The following is a 23,563-nucleotide window of genomic DNA, read 5'->3' as shown; positions in this document are numbered from 1 at the left end:
ACAATATTTAGTAGTTTGGCTATTAGGGGGTTCAATATGGTCTATTTAAATTTTCTGTTTGTTGCCTGTATTATAGCGTCACTAGTATTTTATTTATATTTCAAAACTAAGCAGTTCCGTTCGACACTGCCTATTCGTCGTAAATGGTATACTGCGAAAGCCGGGGTTGCGCTTGCCGCATTTCTCATCTTCTTTGGTCTGAATGCAACGATTCTGTATCCGGATATTCTCGGGTTTGCCGTTGCAGCTGTTTTCTTCATCATTGGTGCAGGTTTGGGTGTTAATAATTATAAACGCATGCAGCATGAAGGCCGATACATAAAAGAAGAATACGAATTAAACAGGTAAAAGAACGGGGTCAGTTGAAAGCAATTTACTTTCAGCATGACCCTTTTTTTATCGTTCTAATAGCTGGAATGTCATCATGGCTTTTCCAACAAGATTTGTCGCGCTGTATACTTCAAAATCCATTTTCACGAATTTACGTGACATGTCCAAAATTCTAGGACGGACAGTTAATACACTTTCCATCTGAACTGGTTTGATAAAATAAATATTCATATTTTCAACAACCGCTTCTCCGCGTTTACGACGCTTCAATGCAAAAGCACCTACTTCGGATAATAGGATTGTAAAAGCACCATATGAAATCGCTCCAAACTGGTTTGTCATTTGCGGTGTAACAGTAAATTCCACTTCAATATCCTCTTCGCCCATGACACGCATTTCATTTTTCACTAAATCATCGATCGTCTCGCCATGCTGGGGCTGACGCTGTGCTAATTGAATCGCCTTTAATACGTCTTGACGACTGATAACCCCTTTTAATAACCCTTCTTCATCAATGACAGGAAGCAAGTCGATTCCTTCCCAGATCATTCGGTGTCCAGCTGAAGCGACACTTGTTTTCATTGAAGCAGCAATCGGGTTCTTTGTCATTACTTTATCAATCGGCTCTGACTCTTCTTTCCCGATTACGTCCTTACTCGTTATCATACCGACAAGCCTGTTTTGACCTGTTACAACAGGAAAGGCTCCATGCGTCGTACGACGGTTCTGTCTATGAAAATCTGCGATCGTATCATTATTTTTTAATACAGCCGTATCTTCCATCGGGACGTATACATCTTCAATCAGTAATATATCTTTTTTAATCAGCTGGTCATAGATGGCGCGGTTGATCATCGTCGCCACTGTAAACGTATCATACGTTGTTGAGATAATTGGCAAATCCAGTTCGTCTGCCAGCTCTTTAGTGGATTCAGTTGTATCAAATCCGCCTGTAATTAATACAGCAGCCCCTGTTTTCAATGCGTATTCATGTGCCTGTGTACGGTTACCGACAATGAGCAGGCTCCCTGCATCCGTATAGCGCATCATATCATCAAGCTTCATCGCACCAATTACAAATTTCGTCAATGTTTTATGGAGACCTGTTTTTCCACCTAAAACTTGACCATCTATAATATTTACAATTTCAGCAAATGTTAAGCGTTCAATATTTTCTTTCTTCTTCTTTTCAATTCGAATCGTACCTACACGTTCGATTGAGCTTACAAGACGTCGGTTTTCAGCTTCTTTAATTGCTCGGTAAGCTGTCCCTTCACTCACTTGCATTTCCTTTGCAATTTGACGAACCGAAATTTTATCGCCAACCGGTAGTGATTCAATGTATTGTAAAATCTTCTCATGTTTCGTTGACAATTACATCACCTATTTCTCATCATTCATTTATGTCTTTAGTGTACCATATTTAAACGGCGCAATTATACTATTTTCAATACATATACCCGTATAATTGCTTATAAATGTAAGAAAAAGCTCAAGAAATAAATAAGACAAACTGCCCAACAAAATAGATTGTTGGGCAGTTTAAGTTTAAGAATAAATTATATCAAATGGATATACATTCAATAGTAAATTAGAATTCAACAAATTCCCCTGGCTGCAATACTTGTACTTCTGAACCTTCAACAAGTTTCGCAAAGTCAGCCGGATCTTGTTTAATTGGCGGGAATGTGTTGTAGTGGACTGGCACAACAATTTTCGGCTTCAATAAAGAAACCGCATAAGCTGCATCTTCAGGTCCCATTGTAAAGTTGTCGCCAATCGGTAAAAAGGCAATGTCAATTGGATGACGTTTTCCGATTAACTCCATATCCCCAAATAATGCCGTATCACCAGCATGGTAAATTGTTTTACCTTCTGCCGTAAATAAAATTCCGGCCGGCATTCCCATATAGATAATTTCGTTGTTTTCCGTTACATATGAAGAGCCGTGGAACGCCTGTGTAAATTTCACTTTTCCGAATTCAAATTGGCGTGCACCACCAATATGCATATTGTGGACTTTGCAACCTTGCCAGCCTAAATAGTCTGCAAGCTCATTTGGCGCGACAACGAGTGCATCGTGTGTTTTTGCTAATTCCACCGTATCTCCAACATGATCATTATGTCCATGCGTCAGTAAAATGACATCCGGTTTTTCATTTTCAACCTTTAAATCTGTTTGTCCATTTCCGTTAATGAAAGGATCAATTAAAATCGTGGTCCCATTTGTCACAATTTTTACGACGGAATGTCCGTGAAATGAAATCTGCATATATCATACCTCCTAAAATAACCTTCCCTGTATCATTCGATATTTATGCATAATTCTCCTTTTTTTGATATGCTTATACCGTGAATTCATTAATGGAACAACAAAGGAGTTTATACAATGTCGAAATTGAAACAATTACAAAATCATTTAATTGAAAATGGCTGGGATGCTGCTTTTATTACAACACCTGACAATGTCTTTTACTTTTCCGGTTTTAGAAGTGAGCCGCATGAGCGCTTACTTGGAGTTATGGTATTTAAGGATGCAGCGCCGTTTTTAATTTGCCCGAAAATGGAAATACCTGATGCAGTAGCTGCAGGGTGGGCTTTCGACGTTGTCGGACATGAAGATACTGAAAATGCCTGGGATGTTGTTGCAAAAAATGTCGAGGCTCGCAACGTTACATTCGATACATTGGCTATTGAGAAATCTCATTTAACAGTTGAGCGTTTAGAAGCGATCCAAGAACGCTATGAGCAATTAAAGTTTGCAGGTATTGATGAAAAAATTAACGCGCTTCGTATTTCAAAAGATGAAGCGGAACTTGAAAAATTACGTAAAGCTGCCGAATTAGCGGACTACGCAATTCAGGTTGGCTGTGATGCAATTGCAGAAGGCGTAACAGAAATGGAAGTTTTAAACATAATTGAATCCGCTATTAAGGCAAAAGGCTATGCGATGAGCTTCGATACGATGGTATTGGCTGGAGAAAAAGCGGCTTCTCCTCATGGAACACCTGGAAACCGCAAAATTAAAAAAGGTGACCTAATCTTATTTGACCTAGGTGTTATTTACGAAGGGTATTGTTCAGATATCACGCGAACGGTAGCATTCGGCCAGCCAAATGACGAGCAAATTAAAATTTATAATGCTGTTCGCCGCGCAAACGAATCAGCGATCGATGCAGTTAAACCAGGTGTCCGCGCAATGGACTTGGATAAAATTGCCCGTGATGTTATTACAGATGCAGGCTATGGCCAATACTTCACACACCGTTTAGGTCACGGTCTTGGTATTTCTGTTCACGAATTCCCTTCGATCAACGGCGCCAACGATTTTGTCCTAAATGAAGGAACAGTATTTACAATCGAGCCTGGCATTTATAAAACGGATGCTGCTGGCGTTCGTATTGAGGACGATGTAGTCGTTACAAAAGATGGTGTGGAAGTACTTACATCATTCACAAAAGAACTTGTAATTTTATAATATATTAATTTAATTGTATAGAAACTATGAAATTTGCATATACTAAAGCGAGCAGTCCTTTTTAGAGGATAGCTCGCTTTTTATTTTTAAGAGACTTTTCTCAAAATATCCACTTTACAATTTTTAACTTGTTTTCTAAAAGCAAAATTGAGGAATAGACTATTAATTACTTGAAAATAACCGAAAGGAAGTGGTGCATTATGAAAAGATGGTCATTTACAACGCTACTTATAATTGTGCTTACACTATTGCCAATAAGTCAAATTGAATGGAATACGGAAGCCGAAGCAAGTCAAACGAGCAAGGTAGATAACGAAGTCATTTCAAATAGTGTATCACCGAACAAAGCGGTAAAGGAAAAAGCATCTGTTTCAAATACAGGCTTTATGCCAAAAGTAAATCGCAGTTATACTTATAAACCATCATTCGAAGATGCTGGCCCAAAAACATATATCGCTTCTAAAAATAAATCGATCGAAAACTCGGTAGAATTGTTGGAAGAAGACTATATCGGCTATACGTATATTGAAGATCAGCAGCAGCTTGCATTAGGTGTTGCCTATTCAGATATTTTTTTCTTCTCATTAAGCTATCCGATGAAAGAAAAGACAACAATTACCGATACGGATTACTTATATGACGATACTATGGAAACAACACCAGTTTATGTTGAAAGTACAAGTGAAACAGTTAAAACAAAAGCAGGAACCTTCCGTAATGTAGTAGTTTTAAAATATCCAAACGGCTCTAAAATCTATCTAGCTAAAGATCACGGTATTATCCGTATTACTGATTTTGAAGGTAATATTACAACTGAATTAATCTCGGTTAAATAAAATGACCCATTAAAAAAATCCGCTGCGATTGGTTTTGACAATTGCAGCGGATTTTTGCGGTAAAATATTGATTAATTTAATCCTGTCAGTGCACCTAACACATCTTCTACTTCTGCAAATTCAAGCCCTTGTGCGTCTGCTACTGCACGGTATACAACTTTACCGTCCAATGTATTAACGCCTCGCTTTAATGCAAGATTGTCCAGGCATGCACGTAAAAAGCCTTTATTCGCAATTTGTAATGCATACGGAACCGTATTGTTTGTTAATGCGATAGTCGATGTACGTGGAACCGCACCTGGCATATTTGCCACCGTATAGTGTACAACACCATGTTTAACAAATGTAGGATTATCATGTGTTGTTACTTTTTCAGATGTTGCAAAACAGCCGCCTTGGTCAATCGCAATATCAACAACAACAGAGCCAGGTGACATCGATTGAATCATTTCTTCTGTAACTAATTTCGGTGCCTTCGCTCCCGGAATAAGCACAGAACCAACTACTAAATCAGCAGAACGAACAGCATCTGCAATATTATATGGATTTGAAATTAATGTTTGTACATCACGTCCGAATAAATCATCAAGCTGACGTAATCGTTCAGGATTCAAATCGATAATCGTAACATCCGCTCCCATTCCAACTGCTACTTTAGCTGCATTTGTTCCCGCAATACCACCGCCGATAACCGTTACTTTACTGCGAGGAACACCTGATACTCCACCAAGCAAGATCCCTTTACCGCCCGGCAGTTTTTCTAAATAATGTGCGCCGATTTGTGTTGCCATTTTACCCGCAACTTCACTCATCGGTGTTAATAATGGTAAAGAACCGTTTGGTAATTGCACTGTTTCATAAGCGATACCGATTACTCGATTTTCTAGTAAAGCCTTAGTCAATTCTGGCTCCGGAGCTAAATGTAAATACGTAAATAATATTAATCCCTCACGGAAATACTTGTATTCACTTTGCACGGGTTCTTTTACTTTTAAAACCATTTCTCCAGCCCATGCTTCAGCTGCTGTTTGAACAATACGGGCACCAGCTTCAATATAGTCCTGATCCGTAAATGCAGAGCCTAATCCTGCACCAGTTTCAATATATACTTCATGACCATTTGCGATTAAAGACAATACCCCTGCCGGTGTCATCGCAACTCGATTTTCGTTGTTCTTTATTTCTTTCGGTACCCCTATTTTCAACGTAATTCCTCCCTTTAACAATTACTTAGAAATATGCTTAACATAAATCAAATCCATTTTACCAATTTTACCAGCAAATTAGTAGAGGATTTTGAATGTAAATTATATTCTGAAAAGTGAATCGCCAATCATACCTTGCAACTGTAGAGAAACTGCTATTATTTTGCTGAGAAAAATATTTTATAATAGTAAAAACTATTATTTTCAATACATACAAATTTGTGACTATTTCATGGAAGTTATTGTTTTTCGCCTATATTTCAGTGCAGGAATTATGTTCTTTGGCAAATTATTTGGTATAATATAGTTATAGATAATTAGGAGGTATGGAAAATGGCAAACCATTATAAAAGCATTGTAGTAGCAGTAGACGGCTCGAAAGAAGCAGAATATGCATTCCGTAAATCAATCGATGTAGCAAAACGCAATGAAGGTGCAACAATCAACCTAGTAAACGTTATCGATACACGTTCTTTCGCAGCTATAGAAGCTTATGACCGTTCAATTGCTGAGCGTGCTCAACAGCATTCTGAGGAATTGTTAAACGGCTATAAAAAGCAAGCTGAAGCAGAAGGCGTTGAAAACGTTAACCTGATTATTGAATATGGCTCTCCTAAAAATATTATTACAAAAGAACTTTCAAATGTTGTAGAAGCAGATTTAATAATTTGTGGTGCAACTGGTTTAAATGCTGTTGAACGTTTCCTGATCGGTTCTGTATCAGAAGCAATCGTACGTTCAGCTACATGTGATGTATTGGTAATCCGTACACCAGAGTGATTTAAATAAATATAAATATAAAATGCCATCTTCTCAAATTGAGTCGATGGCATTTATCATTTATCACGCATTAACGGGTAGTAATTTATCTGCTTGAACGTATAGCGGCAGAGGCAAGACTCCCGCCTCTAAACTTTATCGTTTCTAATCATTGCTTTCTTTCCACATGCGTACTTTTTCAAAGAACATCGCCAGAGCATCACGGTTTGACATATTCGGTACTTTTGCCAATAAAACCTCACGCGGTGCTTTTAGCTGCTCACTTTGCTTTTGTAAAATTAAAATACTTTTCTCATGCGCTTTTGATGAGAACAGGTTTTCCGGCAATTGGATGACCGCCTGAATCCATGCATGTCCTTTAATATACTGGTGAAGCTGTTTCGCCTGATCCGATTCGAATAAATTTGCCGGAATCAGGAAAAATCCAAATCCACCTTCTTTTGTATAATTTAAAGATTGCTCGATAAACAAATGGTGTGCGTAGCTCATTCCCTCTGCCGCGCATAATTCGTAGTCAAGTGCTACTTCTTCATTCGGATAATATCCTACAGGCAAGTCGCAAACTACCGCATCAACCGGATCGACTAACAGTTTTTCCAGGGCATCTTGACGGAAAAGTGTAACAGGTTGTTCGATAAGATCTCCTGTTGCTGCTGCCAACCGAATTAATAAATCATCGACTTCCACTCCTGAAGCAACTACTTTCCCTTCCAGCGCATTCATGACTGTAAACAGTAAATTCCCTGTACCGAGTGCCGGGTCAACAATAGAAATAGTCCGTTCCTTTAACTCCTGCTCAAAGCATTGCTCTACAAAATGGCTTACAATAAGCCCCAGTGTATCGGGTGTCATTTGGTGATTCGGCTGGGCACTTTTACGCATTCCTTTTAAAATCGCAATTTGGATCGCTTTACGCATATCTTCCTTGGTTGCACCTTCGACTTGCCACTCAAATTTCCCGTCCAGTGTATCTTCCAGTGTTTGCAGTAACGCTTCCAAATAATCCTGCTCCTGCTGCGCTGCAACATTCTCTGCGTTGTCATTAATATATTTAAAAATTTGTTCAAACTTTTCCATTAAACTAGCTCCCTCATTCCATTCATTTGGATTTCTCGCCTGATTGCGACATATCCACTAAATGAACAACCCACTCAATAATCATTGAGTGGGTGTTAATTATACATGTAATTACTTTACAACAAAATCGTTCAAAACGAAATTATTTTGCAAGAGCTTTTACTGCTTCGATTGCCGCTTCATAATTCGGGTGGTCTGTACCTTCTGGAACATACTCCACATAAGCAACTTTGCCTGATTCATCAACAACGAAAATTGAACGTGCTAAAAGGCGTAATTCTTTCATATGTACGCCATATGCTTCACCGAATGATGCATCGCGGTGGTCTGATACTGTTACAACATTATCGATACCCGCAGCTCCACACCAACGTTTTTGAGCAAATGGTAAATCCATTGACACTGTGTAAATTACAACATTGTCATCTAAGTTAGCAGCCGCTTCGTTAAATGTACGAGTCTGCTTATCACAAACACCCGTTTCCAATGAAGGAACTACCGAGAATAAGCGAATTTTACCTTCAGAATCTTTTAAAGTTACTTCTGATAAATCATTTGCAACCACTGTAAAATCCGGTGCTTGATCACCAACTTTTACCTCATTACCGATTAGTGTTACTGGACTGTTTTTAAATGTTACTTGTGCCATATTAAACGCCTCCTTTATATTCCCTAATATTACTAAAAAAGATTTAGCAATTGCAACTAACTGAGCTTATATTCATCCAAATAAAGAAAACAAAAAGAAAAGAGCTGTTTTATAAGACGTATCTTACAAAACAGCTCTTCTCTTGCTTAGAAGGTGTCGATAGTAAATTATTTCCCCTTCTATTCTTTTTTAAACATCTTTTGTATAAATATTTTCATGAACAACGACCGTATCGGCAAAATAATCGGCAATGCTTTTATTGTTTGGTGAAAAGGCGACAATTAAATACGGTAAGTATAATAATGTACCGTTGATAAATCGGCCTACCCCTTCACGAAATAATACAGTCATCCAATCCAGTGCTTCCCCGTCATCTTTTTCAACCTTTATCCCAAACGTCATTTTCCCTAATGTTTGCTTGAAAAATTTTGTCATGAGCACAAAATAAGCGTAGAAAATAATTCCCGAAAGAATTGTCATCGGCGCATACCAAACATCGCTGGCAATACTCCAATTCATCAATGCAAATACCGGCTTAATCGAGACGCCGATAATAGCACTTATGACAATTGAATCCAACAGGAATGCCCAGAAACGCATCCAGAAGCCGGCTGTTTTTTGTTTAATAGAAGGCGGCTTTACGACAGATGCTTCATCCACTACTTCGATTATGTCAGTCATCGTAATCCCTCCTATTAGTAGTCACCATATAAATACATCATACGAGGCGAATTTGTCGTTGAAATAATTTTGGACAATACTTCAGCCTCAGCAGATGGTCGAAGCATAGAGCCCAGTTTTACACCTAATAATGAACCCCAGCTTGATGTATCCATTGTATATTCAAACAACTCTGCATCTTCCAATCCAAAATCCGCGCGTAATGCATTAATCGTCGCTTCTTCATTTCCAATTTCATCAACTAGCCCTGCACGCAATGCCTGAGTACCGCCTAATACACGGCCATCTGCTACTTTTTTCACTTGCGCTTCAGACATATTACGCCCAGCTTCGATAATATCAACGAAATGCTCATATGATTCATCAATCATTTCCTGCAGCATCGCAAGCTCCTCTTTTGTAGAAGGTCGTACACCGCCAAACATGTCTTTATGTTCGCCTGATTTGATTGTTTCAAACTCGACCCCGAAATTTTCGGCTAATTTCCCATAATTGATCGATTGCATAATAACACCGATTGAACCGGTAATTGTCTCGCGTTGGGCAAAAATCTTATCTGCCGGTGCTGAAATATAATAACCCCCGGAAGCAGCCATTGATCCCATTGAGACATAAATCGGAATTTGCTTTTCTTCTTTAATTTTCAATAATTTTTGGTAAATTTCTTCTGATTCAATGACACCGCCACCCGGAGTGTTTACAGATAATACAACGCCTTTAACTGTATCGTCTTCCAGTACAGCATCCAATTGCTCTATAAACAGCTGGTGGTTGTAATCGACCGTTTCCCAAATACTCGGTTCCCCTACATCCTGGATTACACCATCTACCGTTAAATGCGCAATTCTACTCGTTAAGTCTCCTGTTTCCACGACGTTTTCGTATGTGAGCGAATCCGTACCCATCAAATTATCGAAACTAGTAAAGAAATCGGTCTTAAAAATCGAAATAATTGTATTGATCCCAATAGAGAAAAATAATAATACGGCAGCAATAATGAGTGCCACAACTCGTTTTGTATTCATTTTCACGCCTCCTCAATATATGTACGAAACTATTTTACAAAAAGTTTCATCAAAAACCATTTCCTGCAGTGATTTTGACATATTACCATTTTAACAATCAACCATACTTTTGCTGTTTACGAATAGTGGAGCCTAATTTCTATAAATTCAGCTTGTTTAAACATGAATACTTGCGGAATAAAGTGAAAAAAGGCGGCAAATTTCGCCACCTTTTTTAATTACCCGGGCAATAATTGTCGAGCAATGTTATTTTCCTTACTTTACACGCAATTCAACACGACGGATTTTCCCTGAAATCGTTTTAGGTAATTCGTCTAAAAACTCGATAATTCGTGGATATTTGTATGGTGCAGTCAGTTGTTTCACATGATTTTGCAGGTCTTCTACAATTGTTGGGCTATCTTTTAATGTTATATCTTTTAGAACGACAAATGCTTTTACAACATTACCTCGAATTTCGTCAGGACTTGCAACAACAGCACATTCCTGTACAGCAGGATGCTTCGTTAACGCATCTTCTACTTCAAATGGACCGATTGTATAACCTGATGAAATAATAATGTCATCATTACGGCCTTCAAACCAGAAATAGCCGTCTTCATCCTTCATTGCGCGGTCGCCTGTTACATACCAATCTCCGCGATATTGAATCGCTGTACGCTCAGGATCTTTATAATATCCTTTAAATAATGCAGGAGTCGATTTGTGTACTGCAATATCACCGACTTCACCGGCCGGTACAAGGTCACCATCTTCATTGATTAAATCAATGATATTTCCCGGTGTCGGTTTCCCCATCGAGCCAGGGCGCAATTCCATATTTAATAATGTCCCGATCAACAATGTATTTTCTGTTTGACCATAGCCATCACGGACAGTTAATTGATGCTCACGTTCAAATGTTTCGATCACTTCCCGGTTTAAAGGCTCACCAGCCGAAACAGCGCTGCGCAATGAAGATAAATTAAATGAATTTAACTGATCTAACTTCGCCATCATACGATATTCTGTCGGTGTACAGCAAAGCACATTGATTTTTTGCTGTTCGATTAAATGTAAAAACTGTGTTGGATCAAACTTCCCTTTATACACAAAACCTGTTGCACCACTGCCTAATACAGCAAGAAACGGACTCCATATCCATTTTTGCCATCCTGGAGCTGCAGTCGCCCATACTGTATCGCCATCACGTACTCCAAGCCACTCAGCTGCCGTTGTACGTAAATGCGCATATCCCCAGCCATGTGAGTGCATTACGGCTTTTGGATTTCCTGTCGTACCTGACGTATAGGCCAAAAACGCCAAATCATTTGCTGTTGTCTCAACAGAATTGAACTCGATTGACTGCTGCTCTGCAAGCGCCATCAATGAAGTCCATCCTTCTTTTTCATTCCCAACGATAAAGCATTCTACATTCGCTAAATTTTCTACATGTTCGAATTCATTTACGAATTGCTCCATCACGATAATTGCCTTAGCCTCTGAATGGTTTAGACGATAGTCAATATCTTTAGCTCGCAGCAGCTCAGAACTCGGAATAATGACCAATCCTGCTTTTAATGCTCCAATATAAGAAATATATGCTTCTAAACAGCGAGGCAGCATAATTAAAATTACATCACCTTTTTTTAACCCTTGTGCATAAAAGGCATTTGCAGCCTGGTTTGCTCTTTGTAGTAACTCTTCGTATGTATAACGCTCTTGATGTCCGTTTTCTTCCTGAAATACTAATGCTGTTTTTGAACTTTTATTTTCATGCTTTTCAAATTCATTTACAATATTATAAATTTCCGGTGCAACTAATTGATTTTCATTCATTTTTGATACTCCCCTTTGTTTGAAAAAAATGAGCCTTACATATTCAGTATAATAATCCTTTTAATTAATATCAAAATATTCCGCCACTTTTTGTTGCATAACAAAAATTATTTATTAACAAAATAAAAAGAAACGCTACTTTTAAAGTAGCGCTCTTTTTATAAACGTATTATTGGTTTTGGTTGCCGCGTAATTGCTGCTCAGCCATCTGTACTAGGCGTTTCGTAATTTCGCCACCTACAGAACCGTTTGCACGAGATGAAGCGTCTGGACCTAATTGTACGCCAAATTCTTGTGCGATTTCATATTTCATTTGATCTAAAGCTTGTTGTGCACCAGGTACACGTAATTTGTTTGAGCTGTTGTTGTTTGCCATCTGTCTCTCACCTCCTTGTGACATTAGAATGCACCGGGAGGAAAGATTAATACATAAAAAACACAGGTAAATTATAGCTCGATTAGGAAATCATTATCATTTCCTAAAAATTATAGTAGATCTGCGAATTTATCTTCTTTTACTTCCTTCTGAGGGAACTGATATACTTCGCGGTTTTTAACGGCACGATCAATTAAATCATCGAATTCCGTAAAGCTTTCAAAGCGCTGAACTTTTTCTAATTTCGGTTTTGTTTTCGGACTAGATGGTGTAAATATTGTACAGCAATCCTCAAATGGCTGAATTGATGTTTCGTATGTGCCAATATCTTTTGCAATTTTGATGATATCATTTTTGTCTGCAGATATTAAGGGACGTAATATTGGTGTATTTGTCACATCATTTATTGCCGTTAAGCTTTCCAATGTTTGTGAAGCGACTTGCCCTAAGCTTTCACCTGTTACTATACCTAATGCACCAATGTCTTCACGCACTTTATCGGCAACTTTCATCATCATACGACGTGTTGACGTCATTGACATATTGTCTGGCACCGCGTCTTTTACTGCTACTTGCAGTTCTGTGAACGGAATGACATGCAGGCGGATATTTGCACCGAATTTTGTTAATTCATTTGCAAGTTCTTTAACTTTTTGTAATGCATTATCGCTCGTATACGGAGGGCTGAAGAAATGGATTGCATCCAGCCGAACGCCACGTTTCATCATTAAGTAGCCGGCAACAGGGCTATCAATACCGCCTGAAAGCATTAGCAGCGAACGTCCGTTTGAACCAATCGGCATTCCTCCAGCACCTTGGATTACTTGTGCCATCATATAGATCGCATCTTCACGAACTTCAATTCGAAGTGCGAAATCCGGATTTTTCACCTGTACTTTAAAGTTTGGGAAATTCGGTAAAATTGTAGCTCCCATTTCACGCTGTAATTCATGCGTGTTCAAAGGGAAAGTTTTATCGGTACGATGTACTTCAACTTTAAACGTTAAATCCCCTTTGTCACGATAGTCTTCTAAAATTTCAAAGGCTAAAGCTTTCATCACATCTAAATCTTTTTCACAAGATGCAACAGGGCTGATTGATTGAATACCGAAAACATGGGGTAAACGATCCATTAGAACATCAAATTTTTCTTTGTTTTCAACTTCAATAAACATCCGGTCACGCTCTGCACGTATTTTCAGTGGTGCAATATCGTTAAATGAATAACGTACATTATCGCGTAAACGGCTGATAAAATCTTTTTTGTTTCGACCTTTTGTTGATAATTCACCATAGCGAACTAAAATTTCTTTAAAAATCATTGCGTAATATCTCCTTTTAATTCTTTCATTACGATTGAGAATTGCTTTTTGAATGAAGCAATATCTTCGTCTGTGTTGATTGCGCCTAAGCTTAAACGGAGTACACCGTTTTTATAGCGGCTATCGATATTTAATGCTTCCACAACATGGCTTGTTTTCGTCTGTTTTGACGAGCAGGCACTTGATGTTGAAACGATAATATCTCGTTTTTGTAACGCGTTTATTAAAATTTCACCTTTTAGTCCTCTAACACTGAACGATAAAATATGAGGTGCACCATCTTTCGGCGACAGGATATATACTTCCTGACCAAATTGCTCAAAGAAATGATGGAGATCTGCAGACCATTTTTTAAAATTTTCTACATTTCCCTTCATGCCCTCAACAGCTAAACGGGCCGCTTTTGCCAATGAAACAGCTTGCGGCACTGCAACCGTACCACTTCTTAATCCGAACTCTTGTCCACCACCAACGATAAATGCCTTCAGTTGCGGTTTTTTACGGAATGCTAACAAGCCACTCCCTTTTAAACCTTGAATTTTATGTCCTGAAATGGAAATGACATCAGGACCATTGTCTCCGTCAAAAATGACCGGCAACTTTCCGAAACTTTGAATCGCATCAACATGGAACATCGCCTGGCATGTATGATGAATAATTTTAGCCGCTTCCTGAATTGGCTGCACTGCTCCGATTTCGTTGTTTACATGCATAATGCTCACAATAATTGTATCTTTGCGAAGTTTTTGCTGTAATTCCTCTAAAGAAATGACCCCATATTTATTTACTTTTAGGTAGTCAATTTCATAACCTTCTTCTTCCAAACGCTTGACTGATTCCAAAATCGAAGGATGTTCTATTTCTGTCGTAATAATATGCTTGCCTCTAAAATTGCTAGATTTTGCGAGACCAAAAAGCGCTGCATTATTCGATTCCGTACCTCCGGAAGTAAATAAAATATTTTTTTCTTCTGTATGAAGAATATTTGCCAATTGCTCACGAGCTTTTGTTAATAAGGTATTTGACTCGACACCTGCACGGTGAATCGATGCAGGGTTGGCATAATATTGTTCATTCACTAACATAAATGTAGCCAAGACATCTTTGTGCGGTTTTGTTGTCGCACTATTATCTAAATATATCATCTATACTCAACCTTCTTTTTAAAACTGATTTCCCGTAATCATATTGTGATTACAGTGTCCTGCTTTTTATCATCACTTACCAAAGAGAGAGGTTGTGTTAATAGTCAGACTGACTACTAACACAACCTCATAAATGTGCTTATTTATTATAACGCTAAATGGATCAACATGTAACCGTTAATGCTTATTATTTTGTAAGCAGCTGCTCCTGAACGAGCTCCTCAATACGTTTAATTGCATTAGGATCGATAATTTCAACCGCTTTTGCTGCATCTTCCAGTGCTTTTATGTAGCGGAATTTCTTGAATGCGTCTTCAGCTTCAAGTAGATTTTCATGTACTTGTCGATTTGTTGCACGGTAGCGGTTTCCAAACTGAATAAGACGCTCAATAATTAATACATTCTCAATCATTTCCTGTGCTTTTTCATGTGTTTCTTCAATCGATTGCTTTGCATTTACTAAATGCTGGTTCACTTGGATAATATTTAACGGTACTTCCTGTAAACTTTGAACAACTACAAAAATCTGTTCTGCGGCTTCTTCCAGTCTCGCATCCATTTCTTCCGGAATTCCAGGAATATTGGCACGTCCAAGCAGGCGCTCTGTATCTTGTAATAAACGCTTCAAAGCTTCCAATTCAGCTCTTGCTTTATTTTCATCAATACGGAGATTCTTAAGTTTGTTCGAGAAATTTTCCTGTTCCTCAGCAATTTGCTCAATCTCATCAGTAATTTCTTTTAGCTCTTCCTGTAAGCTTGAGTATGCAGATTTTTCTTCTTGTACACGTGTTGATAACAATTCATAGCGTCTTTGTAATACTTCCAAATGCTTTAAGCCTACTTTTGGAATTTCCGCTTCTTTGTCCTGTAAACGGTAGCTATGCTGCACATAAGCGACTTCATCATTAATGTCCTTTGTAAGACGCATAACATCATTGATCACGCTATACATGCCTGAACAGTTTCGTTCAACATACTTTCTTGCCATAACTTCTTTTTCAAGTAAATTATAAAAATGGTCGATTTCATCATTTATTGTTTGAATTCGTGGTGAAACAGCTGGCAAGTTAAGTTCAGCGACTGCTGCTTTTAACATTTCCAGTTCACTCTCAAGTCCATTCAAATATTCAGTCAGTTCTAAATGGCGTAAATAATATTTTTGTTCTTCCATTTCACGCTGTCCATTACGAAGTTCATGAATTGCAGTTGGGATTTTAGTTTGAATTTCCGTCAGCAATGTCGGCACGTCATTTAATAAACTAAAAATTTCCTGTGCTTCACTGTTCAGCTGTAGGACAATTTCACGTGCCTGCAAATAGTTGCCGTCTTTCGTTAACTCATCGAACTCTTCAAATTTCGGCGTAAATTGCTCCAGCTTCTTTTCCAATGCTTCCAAAGCTGGACCAAATGAATGCTGGTGTGCCAAAATCGTCTTGCGTGCAGAACGGTAATATTCTTTCAGCTGTTCGATTTCAATACGGTTTTTCTCTTCACTGCCAATCAGTTCATCCAGCTCTGTTATGATCTGCACACGTACTTGCTCACATTTTGCAAGCTCCTGTTCGATATCGCGTTCTGTATGTGTTGCTTTGTTAAATTTAAATCGGTCGACAAATTCTTCCGCATCAAACAACAATTCGTCAATTTTCGGAATTTGCTTATCGACAACATCCAACCAACGATTACGCCAGTTTTCAAACAGTTCTTCTGTTTGACCGTTCATATTAAGGGCTTTTACTTTTGCTAGCTCCTCAAAAATCGGGTAATGTTGTATTTGTAGTTTTTCCTTATCTAATCGTCCTATTTCTGCATTATGCTTGCGTCTTACTACTAAGCCTGCCATTAATAATGCTAATAGTACGACGACAACAATGATGATATACTTTATCATTGTAAGCCCCCTAATCCCAAATAAAATCAATATTTTAGCTATATACGTATTATTTATAATAACATGTTTTTTTATATTTGTTTAACTATTTCCAGCTTTTTTTACTTTTAAATACCATATTTTTGAAGGAAGGTCATTCAATTGAAACGAGATGGTCATATACATACACCTTTTTGTCCCCATGGTTCTACAGATTCGATAGAAGAATATGTCGAAAAGTCGATAGCAAGCGGATTTAAAGAAATTACCTTTACGGAGCATGCGCCTTTACCTGAAAACTTTGTCGATCCAACACCCGACAAGGATAGCGGAATGAACCCTGTTTATTTGATAGATTACTTTAAACAACTGCAGTGCGCAAAAGAACAGTACCAATCGCAAATTAAAATTAATATCGGCTTAGAAGTCGACTATATTGTCGGCTTTGAAAAGGAAACAAAACAATTTCTGAATGAAGTCGGACCATTAATGGATGATACGATATTATCTGTACATTTTTTGAATTTCCAAGATGAGTATGTATGTATTGACTTTTCACAAGAAGTATATTTACAATTTGCCAATAAGGTAGGCGGTATTCTTCCTATGTATAAGCTATACTACGAAACTGTGAAAAAGTCGATTATAGCGGATCTAGGCTTATACAAACCTAAGCGTATAGGACATCCAACATTAATTCATAAATTTCAGCTTGCCCACAACGAGCAGATTGATGATACAGCTGACATCAATGAATTATTGAAGATGATGCAGACCGGTCAGTATGAGCTTGATTTTAATAGTGCTGGTCTAAGTAAACCGTATTGTAAGGAGTCATACCCGCCTTATTCGTTTGTGAAACAGGCAATTGATTTACAGATTCCAATTGTTTTCGGGTCGGATGCCCATACGGCAGCGGATTTGCATCAGCATTATGATTTATTACAGAAAAAAATAACTATTTAATCGGAGGCTTCTATGTTTGGAAATATTACTTATAACGGGACATTAACAGAACAGTACAATCAGTTATCAAAACAGCTGGATGCATTGCTTGAAGGAGAAAATAACTTAATCGCTAACTTAAGTAACGCTTCAGCTTTATTAAATACTTTTTTAAAAGAAATTAACTGGGTTGGATTTTATTTAATGCATGAAGGCGAATTGGTGCTTGGCCCATTCCAAGGCTTGCCCGCTTGTGTACGAATTCCTGTCGGGCGCGGTGTTTGCGGCACAACGGTTGCTAAAGAACAAACAATGGTTGTAGACGATGTTCACGCTTTCCCTGGTCATATCGCTTGTGACGCTGCATCAAAATCGGAAATCGTTATTCCTTTAATTAAAAATGGTGTCGTTTTAGGTGTTTTAGATATCGATAGCCCAATTGAAGCACGTTTTACTTCTGAAGATAAAGATGGTTTGGAAAAATTTGTGGATGTACTGTCAAAACATATTTAATAGCTAAAAAGGGAGTGCCCGAAAAATTATTCCGGGTACTCCCTTTAATATTGTAGTTCCATAGGTTTTTCATATACACATAGACGGTTTTTTCCGTTCCGCTTTGCATGGTAAAGTGCAATATCCGCTTGCAAAAACATATTTTTAAAATCCGGACGGCTGCTCTTATGCCACGTAATCATCCCCGCAGAAACCGTAACTGAAGGATTTGTTACATTTGGTACCATTTGTACAATTGCATCTGAAACTTCAATTGCTTCTCTGTCTGAAATATTCGGAATATAGATGGCAAGTTCTTCACCGCCCCAGCGTGAGCAAATGCCTTTTTTCCCTATTTCATTTTGCAGTCGCCTAGCAATTTGTACAATGACATCATCCCCGACTTGATGTCCGTATGTGTCATTAACCTTTTTGAAGTTATCAATATCAATTAACAGGAACATTCCTGAATCGTCCTTTTGAATAGCTTTTTCCACGTATGAATCGGAGTAACTTCTTGCGTAAAGCTTTGTTAAATGGTCTCGATCCACCATCTCCTGAAGCTGTTCTCGTAACACCGAATTGGAAATGGCTAATGACGAATGGTGAATAAGAGATTGCATTAATTTGAAGCTGTCAAAGGAGAAAAAATACGGCTCTTTATGCAGTACAATGCTAAACCCGATAATATCTTCTTCTACAATCATTGGAATGGCCATTATCGACTTATACTCAATGTCTCCTGAAATAAGACGGCTGAAATCAGCAATAAACAACGGGTCTTGGGTAGACTGAAAATGCTTCTCCACATGCTGAATATATACGTTACATGCTATATGCTGGAAAAGCTCTGTACACGCTTCTGTCATGATATACTTTTCATCTTCTTTAAACAGGAAGCCAATTTCCATAGGCTGAAAAGATTTCAGCATTTGCTTTTGTAAAAATAAAAGCATTTCACTGATCGTCAATTTCATATTTAAACGATGGGAAGTTTCATTGATCAACTGTAAATCCGTGATGAGACGATGCGATTGATGATAGAGCTTGGCGTTTTCCAAAGCATTTCCCGAAGCTTGGGCAAGCATCCGGATAAATTCTTTTTCCGGACTTGTAAATGAGTAATTGACGGGTGCTTTCACCTGTAAAATTCCGTAGATGGCTTGTCTCCCTTTTATTGGCACATTTAATAACCGACGGTTTTGTTCAAAGGCTATATCCTCTTTCAACTCTCCCGATACGAAAGACTCGATTGTTGCAGGGCGTTCCGACAAATAGTCGAAAGGCTTTATTTTCACTCTCGTTTGACGATCTTGGTCATTTGACAAAATCAGTTCAACTTCCAGACCCGGAAAATTTTCTTCAATTGTAATAAGTACATTTTCCAAAATTACATCTATATCCATCGTCGAATGGAAAAGGTCTGTCATCCCGTATAATTTACGGTACTTTTGCTCATTCGAATAAACTTCATATCTTTTTGTTAAAAATGAATAGGAAGCGGATATCGCCCCTACAATTTCTTCTGTCAGCACTGCTTGTATAGGTGCGTTCTCAGGATTATATTTAAATATAATAATAGCTTCTATTTTTTCATTTATTATAAGTGGCATAACATCCGTATGATTTTCAAAATATGGCTGTTCTTTAAAAAACCCGGGTAACTTCACAACTTTATTACCATTAAAATAGGTTTGTATTAAATCTAATGTTACATCAACATTCAGTAATTCTAAGTTGTCGATCGGTTTCAATTTATTTTCGCTTACATGAAATAAAAAACAATGCTCCATATAAAAGTGTTTAAGTAGGTTTTCTTTTAATAGGAAAAAGTAATCATAAAATTTACTTAGTTGTAATTTTGTATTCATACAAAGGCTTAAGATATCCGATTTAAATTGATCAATCTTTTGTTGATTTTCCACCATTAAATCACCTTTTCTTTTACTATTGCGATGTCGGTTCTTTTCACTTAACCTCAAGTATACACATTTTATGTCTTATTGACTATTTATTTTTGTTATATTTTTCTAATAAACACCCCAATTTGTATTGTTTTTTGAAGATTCAAGTATTTCCCCGTTCATATCTACTACCCATTTTTATGATTAAATACCCATAAAAGTGATAATTATTTTTATTTCACTTTCCTACATATTATATTCAAAAAGTAACACACCTTTGTTGACGGATAGATAAAAAAAAGATACAATAGCCTTTGTGTAAAATGAATGCAGTAGTTGTATAACTTAAATGTAGTATTTTATTCCTTCTGTGTAGACAGAATGGTGTATTGTGTAACCCTTTCGGCTGCATGGGCGAAGATACATGAAAATAGAATACCGTTTAATGTCGGGTACAACTGGTTTTTTCTTTTACAACAAAAACCAATTTTAAGGAGGAGACACAATTATGTCTCGTTATACAGGTCCATCTTGGAAACTATCTCGTCGTCTTGGTATTTCATTAAGCGGCACAGGTAAAGAAATCGCAAAACGCCCTTACGCACCAGGTCAACACGGCCCGAACTCTCGTGGTAAAAAATCAGAGTACGGTCTACAATTAACTGAAAAGCAAAAATTACGTCATATGTATGGTATGACTGAACGTCAATTCAAAAACACTTACCTACGTGCTGGTAAATTACAAGGTGTACACGGTGAAAACTTCATGATCTTACTTGAAACTCGCCTTGACAACTTAGTTTACCGTTTAGGTTTAGCTCGCACTCGTCGTGCAGCTCGTCAATTAGTTAACCACGGTCACATCTTAGTTGATGGTAACCGCGTTGACATCCCATCTTACTCAGTAAAACCAGGTCAAACGATCTCTTTACGTGAGAAATCAGCTAACCTTTCAGTTGTTGCTGAATCAATCGAAGTAAACAGCTTCGTACCAGAATATTTATCTTTCGATGCAGACTCTAAAGTAGGTACTTTCGTACGTTTACCAGAGCGCTCTGAATTATCTTCTGAAATCAACGAACAATTCATCGTAGAGTTCTACTCTCGTTAATCTTTCAAACTTCAGATATATTCGAAATAAACCACCAAGCCCTGTTCATCAGGTGCTTGGTGGTTTTTTTGATTAATTCCATAAAAAACTTTTTTAAAATTGTTCAAACGCCCCGATCAACCTTTCTTCGGTGAATAGGATAACGAGGAAAGGGGGTGAATTTAATGGGTTACGGATATGAAGGTTATCAAAATCAAAACTATAACAACTACGGCGGTTACGGGTGTGGTGGCGGTGGTAACAGCGGCGGTAATAGTTCAACTTTCGTTCTGATCGTTGTTCTATTCATTCTTTTAATTATTGTCGGCGCTACTTTTGCTTACTAATAGCATCGATTCACAAAAATAATTTTAGCTACCAGGAATAATTCCAACTACTTATTACTGCTTTTCACGCCATTAGGGTCACTTCCCCCAGTGACCCTTTTAATTTTTAGTTCAGTGATAATGTATTTAGTTTTTTTCCTGCACAATCAGACAATTCAGTATGCAAAAAGATGCTGTACGCTTATATAGCGGCAGCATCTTTTAATTTAAAGGAATAAGTTGGATATATCACATTTTTAATAATGTCTTTTAAAACACAAAGTAAGTTGCTCCTAGTACAGCAATTACTATAAACGAAGCAAAAAATGCTTTCCACTTAGAAATGTGGTGAACTTCTGATATCCCAATAACTGTGATGGCATATGTCCAAATACTGCTAATAATAATTAGTGTTCCGCAAACAAATTGCAGAATCAAATCACCTAGTGACGTCTCCATATAGGAAATTGTGAAAAATGACTGTGGCGCGAATTGCATCCAGAAAAGCAGGACCGGCAATATCCAAATATAAGGAATCATTGTCACACTGATCATGCGGAACATTTCTTTAAACTTCCCTGTACCACCGAACGCTTTTGCTGATAGTGTCAATACGCCTGCTGACACAGCCGTTGAAAGAAAATACAGTATTAAACTTAATAGAAATGTTGAATAAACAATATCCCCCAGTGTATATTGCCCTGTAAATTCACTACCGATAAAGCTGACTAAATTGCTAGCAAACACTCCGATAATACCAACGAAAATGAAATAAGATAACTTTTTTGTTGTTAACACATAACGAATAGTATCTCGGGGTTTAACAGCAATGCTTAATATGGCATGTCGATCATCGACTGTACCAGTTAATTGCTCACTCAAAATAACATCCCCCTAAAAATATGTATACAATCTATTATACTGATATTTTTAAGGTGATACAAAGTTATTGCTCCTTTAGTAGCATACCAATCTTTAACTATTCGGCAGTTTTAAGAGATACATAGCCAGCCTTTTCCACTAATGCCTGCCCTTCTTCCGAGAGCACCCAATCAACCAGTTTCTTAACATTTCCTGTTGGCTCGCCTGCTGTCACAATATAAAATTCGGAAGCAATCGGGTACGTATTGTTACGGATCGTTTCTCTTGTCGGTGCAACTCCATCGATTTCCAAAAGTTTGATTTCTTTATTTTTAACCATCTCATTTGAGTAGTATCGGAAAGTATAACCGATTGCATTTTTATAATTTTTATATTGGGACACTTCATTGATAATTCCGCCCATACCTGTTGCTATATCTTCCGTTGGCGCTTCCATTAACTGGGTATCCCCCATTAGCCGTTGCAGTGCTGTTTGCGATCCGCTGTCCTGAGGTCTTTGGAACGCCCGGATTGTATCATCTTTTCCGCCCACTTCCGACCAGTTTGTAATTTCCCCAGCATAGATCCCCTTAATTTGATCGAGTGATAAACGATTGACATTATTTTTACTGTTTACGAAAAAAACAAACGCTTCTTTTCCGATTGGCGTCAAATGAAGTGTTATACCCTGTTGTTCGGCTTGATTAATTTGTGCATCGGAAGGGCCCGCTGCAAAAATCATGTCCGTATTTCCGAAAATCAGATTTGTATAGGCTTCATGTGTCTGGTTGACCACCACTTCGCTCTTGTATGGATTGTATTCTTTTTCCGGATATATATGCTCTGTGATGGCGGCATACAATGGATACAAAGCCGTTGCACCATCCATCTTCGGCAAAGGTTCCTCTATTTTTAAACTCGGTTTCTTATCCAATTGCACTAATTTATTCTGATCTGTAAAAGGCTCATATTGATAAATATTTACTTCCGCGTCAACAGTCGGTACCGTGCCATCGAACCATTTATAAATTGGTTGTATCGAGGTGACGACCAAAACAATTCCGGCAATTGACCAAAAGATTTTTATACGCTTACTGTTTTTATAAAATACATCAAAAATCACAAGGACAAAACCAATATATAAAATGACCGCAGCAGAAATTACTAACGGTATATAATGAATCTTGCCGCTAAATGCTACAAAAAATAACAATATGAAAGTGAAAAAGCAAACCGTCAGTAAGACAAAAATCGAAATGACAATTTTCCCTAAATAAGATTTATTTTCCATACTCCCACCCCTCTCCTCCTATAGTTCTTTATGAAACGAAATATTCCTTTTAAAAAAACGTC

Annotated in this window: 23 protein-coding genes; 8 read left to right on the top strand and 15 right to left on the bottom strand. The window is 37.8% G+C overall.

What is annotated here, in order from left to right; all coding sequences use genetic code 11:
- Positions 1–36: 36 nt before the first annotated feature.
- Entirely contained in the window at positions 37–348 is a 312-nt protein-coding gene (locus ABS917_RS04735; protein ID WP_350477916.1) for a YtpI family protein, read from the top strand.
- A gap of 48 nt (positions 349–396) precedes the next feature.
- Here the strand turns inward: ABS917_RS04735 and ABS917_RS04730 are convergent, their stop codons facing one another.
- Together ABS917_RS04730 and ABS917_RS04725 are read right to left on the bottom strand one after the other, a co-directional pair.
- Positions 397–1,704 carry a DRTGG domain-containing protein gene (locus tag ABS917_RS04730; protein WP_350477915.1) on the bottom strand — a complete coding sequence of 436 codons (1,308 nt, stop codon included), beginning with the start codon at positions 1,702–1,704 and terminating at the stop codon, positions 397–399.
- 217 nt (positions 1,705–1,921) lie between these two features.
- A complete protein-coding gene (locus tag ABS917_RS04725) occupies positions 1,922–2,602 on the bottom strand; it encodes a metal-dependent hydrolase (RefSeq protein ID WP_350477914.1) in 681 nt (226 codons plus the stop codon).
- Positions 2,603–2,719: 117 nt separating this feature from the next.
- Between ABS917_RS04725 and ABS917_RS04720 the strand changes: the two genes are divergently transcribed.
- Positions 2,720–3,808 carry a M24 family metallopeptidase gene (locus ABS917_RS04720; protein WP_350477913.1) on the top strand — a complete coding sequence of 363 codons (1,089 nt, stop codon included), beginning with the start codon at positions 2,720–2,722 and terminating at the stop codon, positions 3,806–3,808.
- A gap of 200 nt (positions 3,809–4,008) precedes the next feature.
- A complete protein-coding gene (locus tag ABS917_RS04715; RefSeq protein ID WP_350477912.1) occupies positions 4,009–4,644 on the top strand; it encodes a 5,10-methylene tetrahydromethanopterin reductase in 636 nt (211 codons plus the stop codon).
- A 71-nt stretch (positions 4,645–4,715) separates the two neighbouring features.
- Here the strand turns inward: ABS917_RS04715 and ald are convergent, their stop codons facing one another.
- Positions 4,716–5,849 (bottom strand): alanine dehydrogenase, encoded by a 1,134-nt coding sequence (ald, locus tag ABS917_RS04710; RefSeq protein WP_350477911.1) that lies wholly within the window; start codon positions 5,847–5,849, stop codon positions 4,716–4,718.
- A gap of 333 nt (positions 5,850–6,182) precedes the next feature.
- Here ald and ABS917_RS04705 point away from each other — a divergent pair, with 333 nt between their 5' ends.
- Positions 6,183–6,629, top strand: a complete 447-nt coding sequence (locus ABS917_RS04705; RefSeq protein WP_350477910.1) for a universal stress protein — start codon at positions 6,183–6,185, stop codon at positions 6,627–6,629.
- Positions 6,630–6,773: 144 nt separating this feature from the next.
- Here the strand turns inward: ABS917_RS04705 and ABS917_RS04700 are convergent, their stop codons facing one another.
- The 9 genes from ABS917_RS04700 to ezrA all read right to left on the bottom strand — a co-directional run bounded on the left by ABS917_RS04700 (position 6,774) and on the right by ezrA (position 16,613).
- Positions 6,774–7,706 (bottom strand): class I SAM-dependent methyltransferase, encoded by a 933-nt coding sequence (locus ABS917_RS04700; RefSeq protein WP_350477909.1) that lies wholly within the window; start codon positions 7,704–7,706, stop codon positions 6,774–6,776.
- Between the two features lie 142 nt (positions 7,707–7,848).
- Complete coding sequence (gene tpx, locus ABS917_RS04695) at positions 7,849–8,355, bottom strand: thiol peroxidase (RefSeq protein ID WP_350477908.1); 507 nt, start codon at positions 8,353–8,355, stop codon at positions 7,849–7,851.
- A 189-nt stretch (positions 8,356–8,544) separates the two neighbouring features.
- Complete coding sequence (locus ABS917_RS04690) at positions 8,545–9,036, bottom strand: RDD family protein (protein WP_350477907.1); 492 nt, start codon at positions 9,034–9,036, stop codon at positions 8,545–8,547.
- Between the two features lie 14 nt (positions 9,037–9,050).
- Positions 9,051–10,061, bottom strand: a complete 1,011-nt coding sequence (sppA, locus tag ABS917_RS04685) for a signal peptide peptidase SppA (protein ID WP_350477906.1) — start codon at positions 10,059–10,061, stop codon at positions 9,051–9,053.
- Between the two features lie 255 nt (positions 10,062–10,316).
- Complete coding sequence (gene mbcS, locus ABS917_RS04680) at positions 10,317–11,879, bottom strand: acyl-CoA synthetase MbcS (RefSeq protein WP_350477905.1); 1,563 nt, start codon at positions 11,877–11,879, stop codon at positions 10,317–10,319.
- A gap of 169 nt (positions 11,880–12,048) precedes the next feature.
- Entirely contained in the window at positions 12,049–12,255 is a 207-nt protein-coding gene (locus ABS917_RS04675; RefSeq protein ID WP_008407794.1) for an alpha/beta-type small acid-soluble spore protein, read from the bottom strand.
- 110 nt (positions 12,256–12,365) lie between these two features.
- Positions 12,366–13,577, bottom strand: a complete 1,212-nt coding sequence (thiI, locus tag ABS917_RS04670; RefSeq protein WP_079528470.1) for a tRNA uracil 4-sulfurtransferase ThiI — start codon at positions 13,575–13,577, stop codon at positions 12,366–12,368.
- On the bottom strand, positions 13,574–14,722 hold the full coding sequence (locus tag ABS917_RS04665) for a cysteine desulfurase family protein (protein ID WP_350477904.1): 1,149 nt from the start codon (positions 14,720–14,722) through the stop codon (positions 13,574–13,576). The genes thiI and ABS917_RS04665 overlap by 4 nt, the downstream gene beginning before the upstream one ends.
- A 187-nt stretch (positions 14,723–14,909) precedes the next feature.
- Positions 14,910–16,613 carry a septation ring formation regulator EzrA gene (gene ezrA / locus ABS917_RS04660; protein ID WP_350477903.1) on the bottom strand — a complete coding sequence of 568 codons (1,704 nt, stop codon included), beginning with the start codon at positions 16,611–16,613 and terminating at the stop codon, positions 14,910–14,912.
- Between the two features lie 141 nt (positions 16,614–16,754).
- On the opposite strand from ezrA, the gene hisJ reads away from it, so the two are divergent.
- The gene (gene hisJ / locus ABS917_RS04655) at positions 16,755–17,558 is read left to right on the top strand and encodes a histidinol-phosphatase HisJ (RefSeq protein WP_350477902.1); all 804 of its coding nucleotides are present in this window, start codon (positions 16,755–16,757) and stop codon (positions 17,556–17,558) included.
- A 12-nt stretch (positions 17,559–17,570) separates the two neighbouring features.
- Entirely contained in the window at positions 17,571–18,050 is a 480-nt protein-coding gene (locus tag ABS917_RS04650; RefSeq protein ID WP_350477901.1) for a GAF domain-containing protein, read from the top strand.
- 44 nt (positions 18,051–18,094) lie between these two features.
- Here the strand turns inward: ABS917_RS04650 and ABS917_RS04645 are convergent, their stop codons facing one another.
- On the bottom strand, positions 18,095–19,957 hold the full coding sequence (locus ABS917_RS04645; protein ID WP_350477900.1) for a sensor domain-containing diguanylate cyclase: 1,863 nt from the start codon (positions 19,955–19,957) through the stop codon (positions 18,095–18,097).
- Between the two features lie 484 nt (positions 19,958–20,441).
- Here ABS917_RS04645 and rpsD point away from each other — a divergent pair, with 484 nt between their 5' ends.
- Both rpsD and ABS917_RS04635 read left to right on the top strand, forming a co-directional pair.
- On the top strand, positions 20,442–21,044 hold the full coding sequence (gene rpsD, locus ABS917_RS04640) for a 30S ribosomal protein S4 (RefSeq protein WP_008407801.1): 603 nt from the start codon (positions 20,442–20,444) through the stop codon (positions 21,042–21,044).
- A gap of 164 nt (positions 21,045–21,208) precedes the next feature.
- Positions 21,209–21,370, top strand: a complete 162-nt coding sequence (locus tag ABS917_RS04635) for a YjcZ family sporulation protein (RefSeq protein WP_350477899.1) — start codon at positions 21,209–21,211, stop codon at positions 21,368–21,370.
- Between the two features lie 249 nt (positions 21,371–21,619).
- On the opposite strand, the gene ABS917_RS04630 is transcribed toward ABS917_RS04635, so the two are convergent.
- Together ABS917_RS04630 and ABS917_RS04625 are read right to left on the bottom strand one after the other, a co-directional pair.
- On the bottom strand, positions 21,620–22,231 hold the full coding sequence (locus ABS917_RS04630) for a YIP1 family protein (RefSeq protein WP_350477898.1): 612 nt from the start codon (positions 22,229–22,231) through the stop codon (positions 21,620–21,622).
- Positions 22,232–22,328: 97 nt separating this feature from the next.
- Positions 22,329–23,501, bottom strand: coding sequence for a PstS family phosphate ABC transporter substrate-binding protein (locus ABS917_RS04625; RefSeq protein ID WP_350477897.1), 1,173 nt, complete (start codon positions 23,499–23,501; stop codon positions 22,329–22,331).
- Between the last annotated feature and the right edge of the window lie 62 nt (positions 23,502–23,563).

It is taken from the genome of Solibacillus sp., from assembly GCF_040273735.1.
Classification (GTDB): domain Bacteria; phylum Bacillota; class Bacilli; order Bacillales_A; family Planococcaceae; genus Solibacillus.
The sequence above is the reverse complement of the archived record's forward strand: the minus strand, read 5'-3'. Positions and strand labels throughout refer to the sequence as shown.

Excerpts from the sequence above, each read along its gene's own strand:
- ABS917_RS04690 (WP_350477907.1), bottom strand. The coding sequence starts at position 9,036 with ATGACTGACATAATCGAAGTAGTGGATGAAGCATCTGTCGTAAAGCCG.
- rpsD (WP_008407801.1), top strand. The coding sequence starts at position 20,442 with ATGTCTCGTTATACAGGTCCATCTTGGAAACTATCTCGTCGTCTTGGT.
- ABS917_RS04720 (WP_350477913.1), top strand. The coding sequence starts at position 2,720 with ATGTCGAAATTGAAACAATTACAAAATCATTTAATTGAAAATGGCTGG.
- ABS917_RS04735 (WP_350477916.1), top strand. The coding sequence starts at position 37 with ATGGTCTATTTAAATTTTCTGTTTGTTGCCTGTATTATAGCGTCACTA.
- ABS917_RS04625 (WP_350477897.1), bottom strand. The coding sequence starts at position 23,501 with ATGGAAAATAAATCTTATTTAGGGAAAATTGTCATTTCGATTTTTGTC.
- ABS917_RS04635 (WP_350477899.1), top strand. The coding sequence starts at position 21,209 with ATGGGTTACGGATATGAAGGTTATCAAAATCAAAACTATAACAACTAC.
- ABS917_RS04650 (WP_350477901.1), top strand. The coding sequence starts at position 17,571 with ATGTTTGGAAATATTACTTATAACGGGACATTAACAGAACAGTACAAT.
- ABS917_RS04705 (WP_350477910.1), top strand. The coding sequence starts at position 6,183 with ATGGCAAACCATTATAAAAGCATTGTAGTAGCAGTAGACGGCTCGAAA.
- ABS917_RS04675 (WP_008407794.1), bottom strand. The coding sequence starts at position 12,255 with ATGGCAAACAACAACAGCTCAAACAAATTACGTGTACCTGGTGCACAA.
- mbcS (WP_350477905.1), bottom strand. The coding sequence starts at position 11,879 with ATGAATGAAAATCAATTAGTTGCACCGGAAATTTATAATATTGTAAAT.
- ABS917_RS04700 (WP_350477909.1), bottom strand. The coding sequence starts at position 7,706 with ATGGAAAAGTTTGAACAAATTTTTAAATATATTAATGACAACGCAGAG.
- ABS917_RS04725 (WP_350477914.1), bottom strand. The coding sequence starts at position 2,602 with ATGCAGATTTCATTTCACGGACATTCCGTCGTAAAAATTGTGACAAAT.
- ABS917_RS04665 (WP_350477904.1), bottom strand. The coding sequence starts at position 14,722 with ATGATATATTTAGATAATAGTGCGACAACAAAACCGCACAAAGATGTC.
- ABS917_RS04645 (WP_350477900.1), bottom strand. The coding sequence starts at position 19,957 with ATGGTGGAAAATCAACAAAAGATTGATCAATTTAAATCGGATATCTTA.
- tpx (WP_350477908.1), bottom strand. The coding sequence starts at position 8,355 with ATGGCACAAGTAACATTTAAAAACAGTCCAGTAACACTAATCGGTAAT.
- ezrA (WP_350477903.1), bottom strand. The coding sequence starts at position 16,613 with ATGATAAAGTATATCATCATTGTTGTCGTCGTACTATTAGCATTATTA.
- ABS917_RS04715 (WP_350477912.1), top strand. The coding sequence starts at position 4,009 with ATGAAAAGATGGTCATTTACAACGCTACTTATAATTGTGCTTACACTA.
- thiI (WP_079528470.1), bottom strand. The coding sequence starts at position 13,577 with ATGATTTTTAAAGAAATTTTAGTTCGCTATGGTGAATTATCAACAAAA.
- sppA (WP_350477906.1), bottom strand. The coding sequence starts at position 10,061 with ATGAATACAAAACGAGTTGTGGCACTCATTATTGCTGCCGTATTATTA.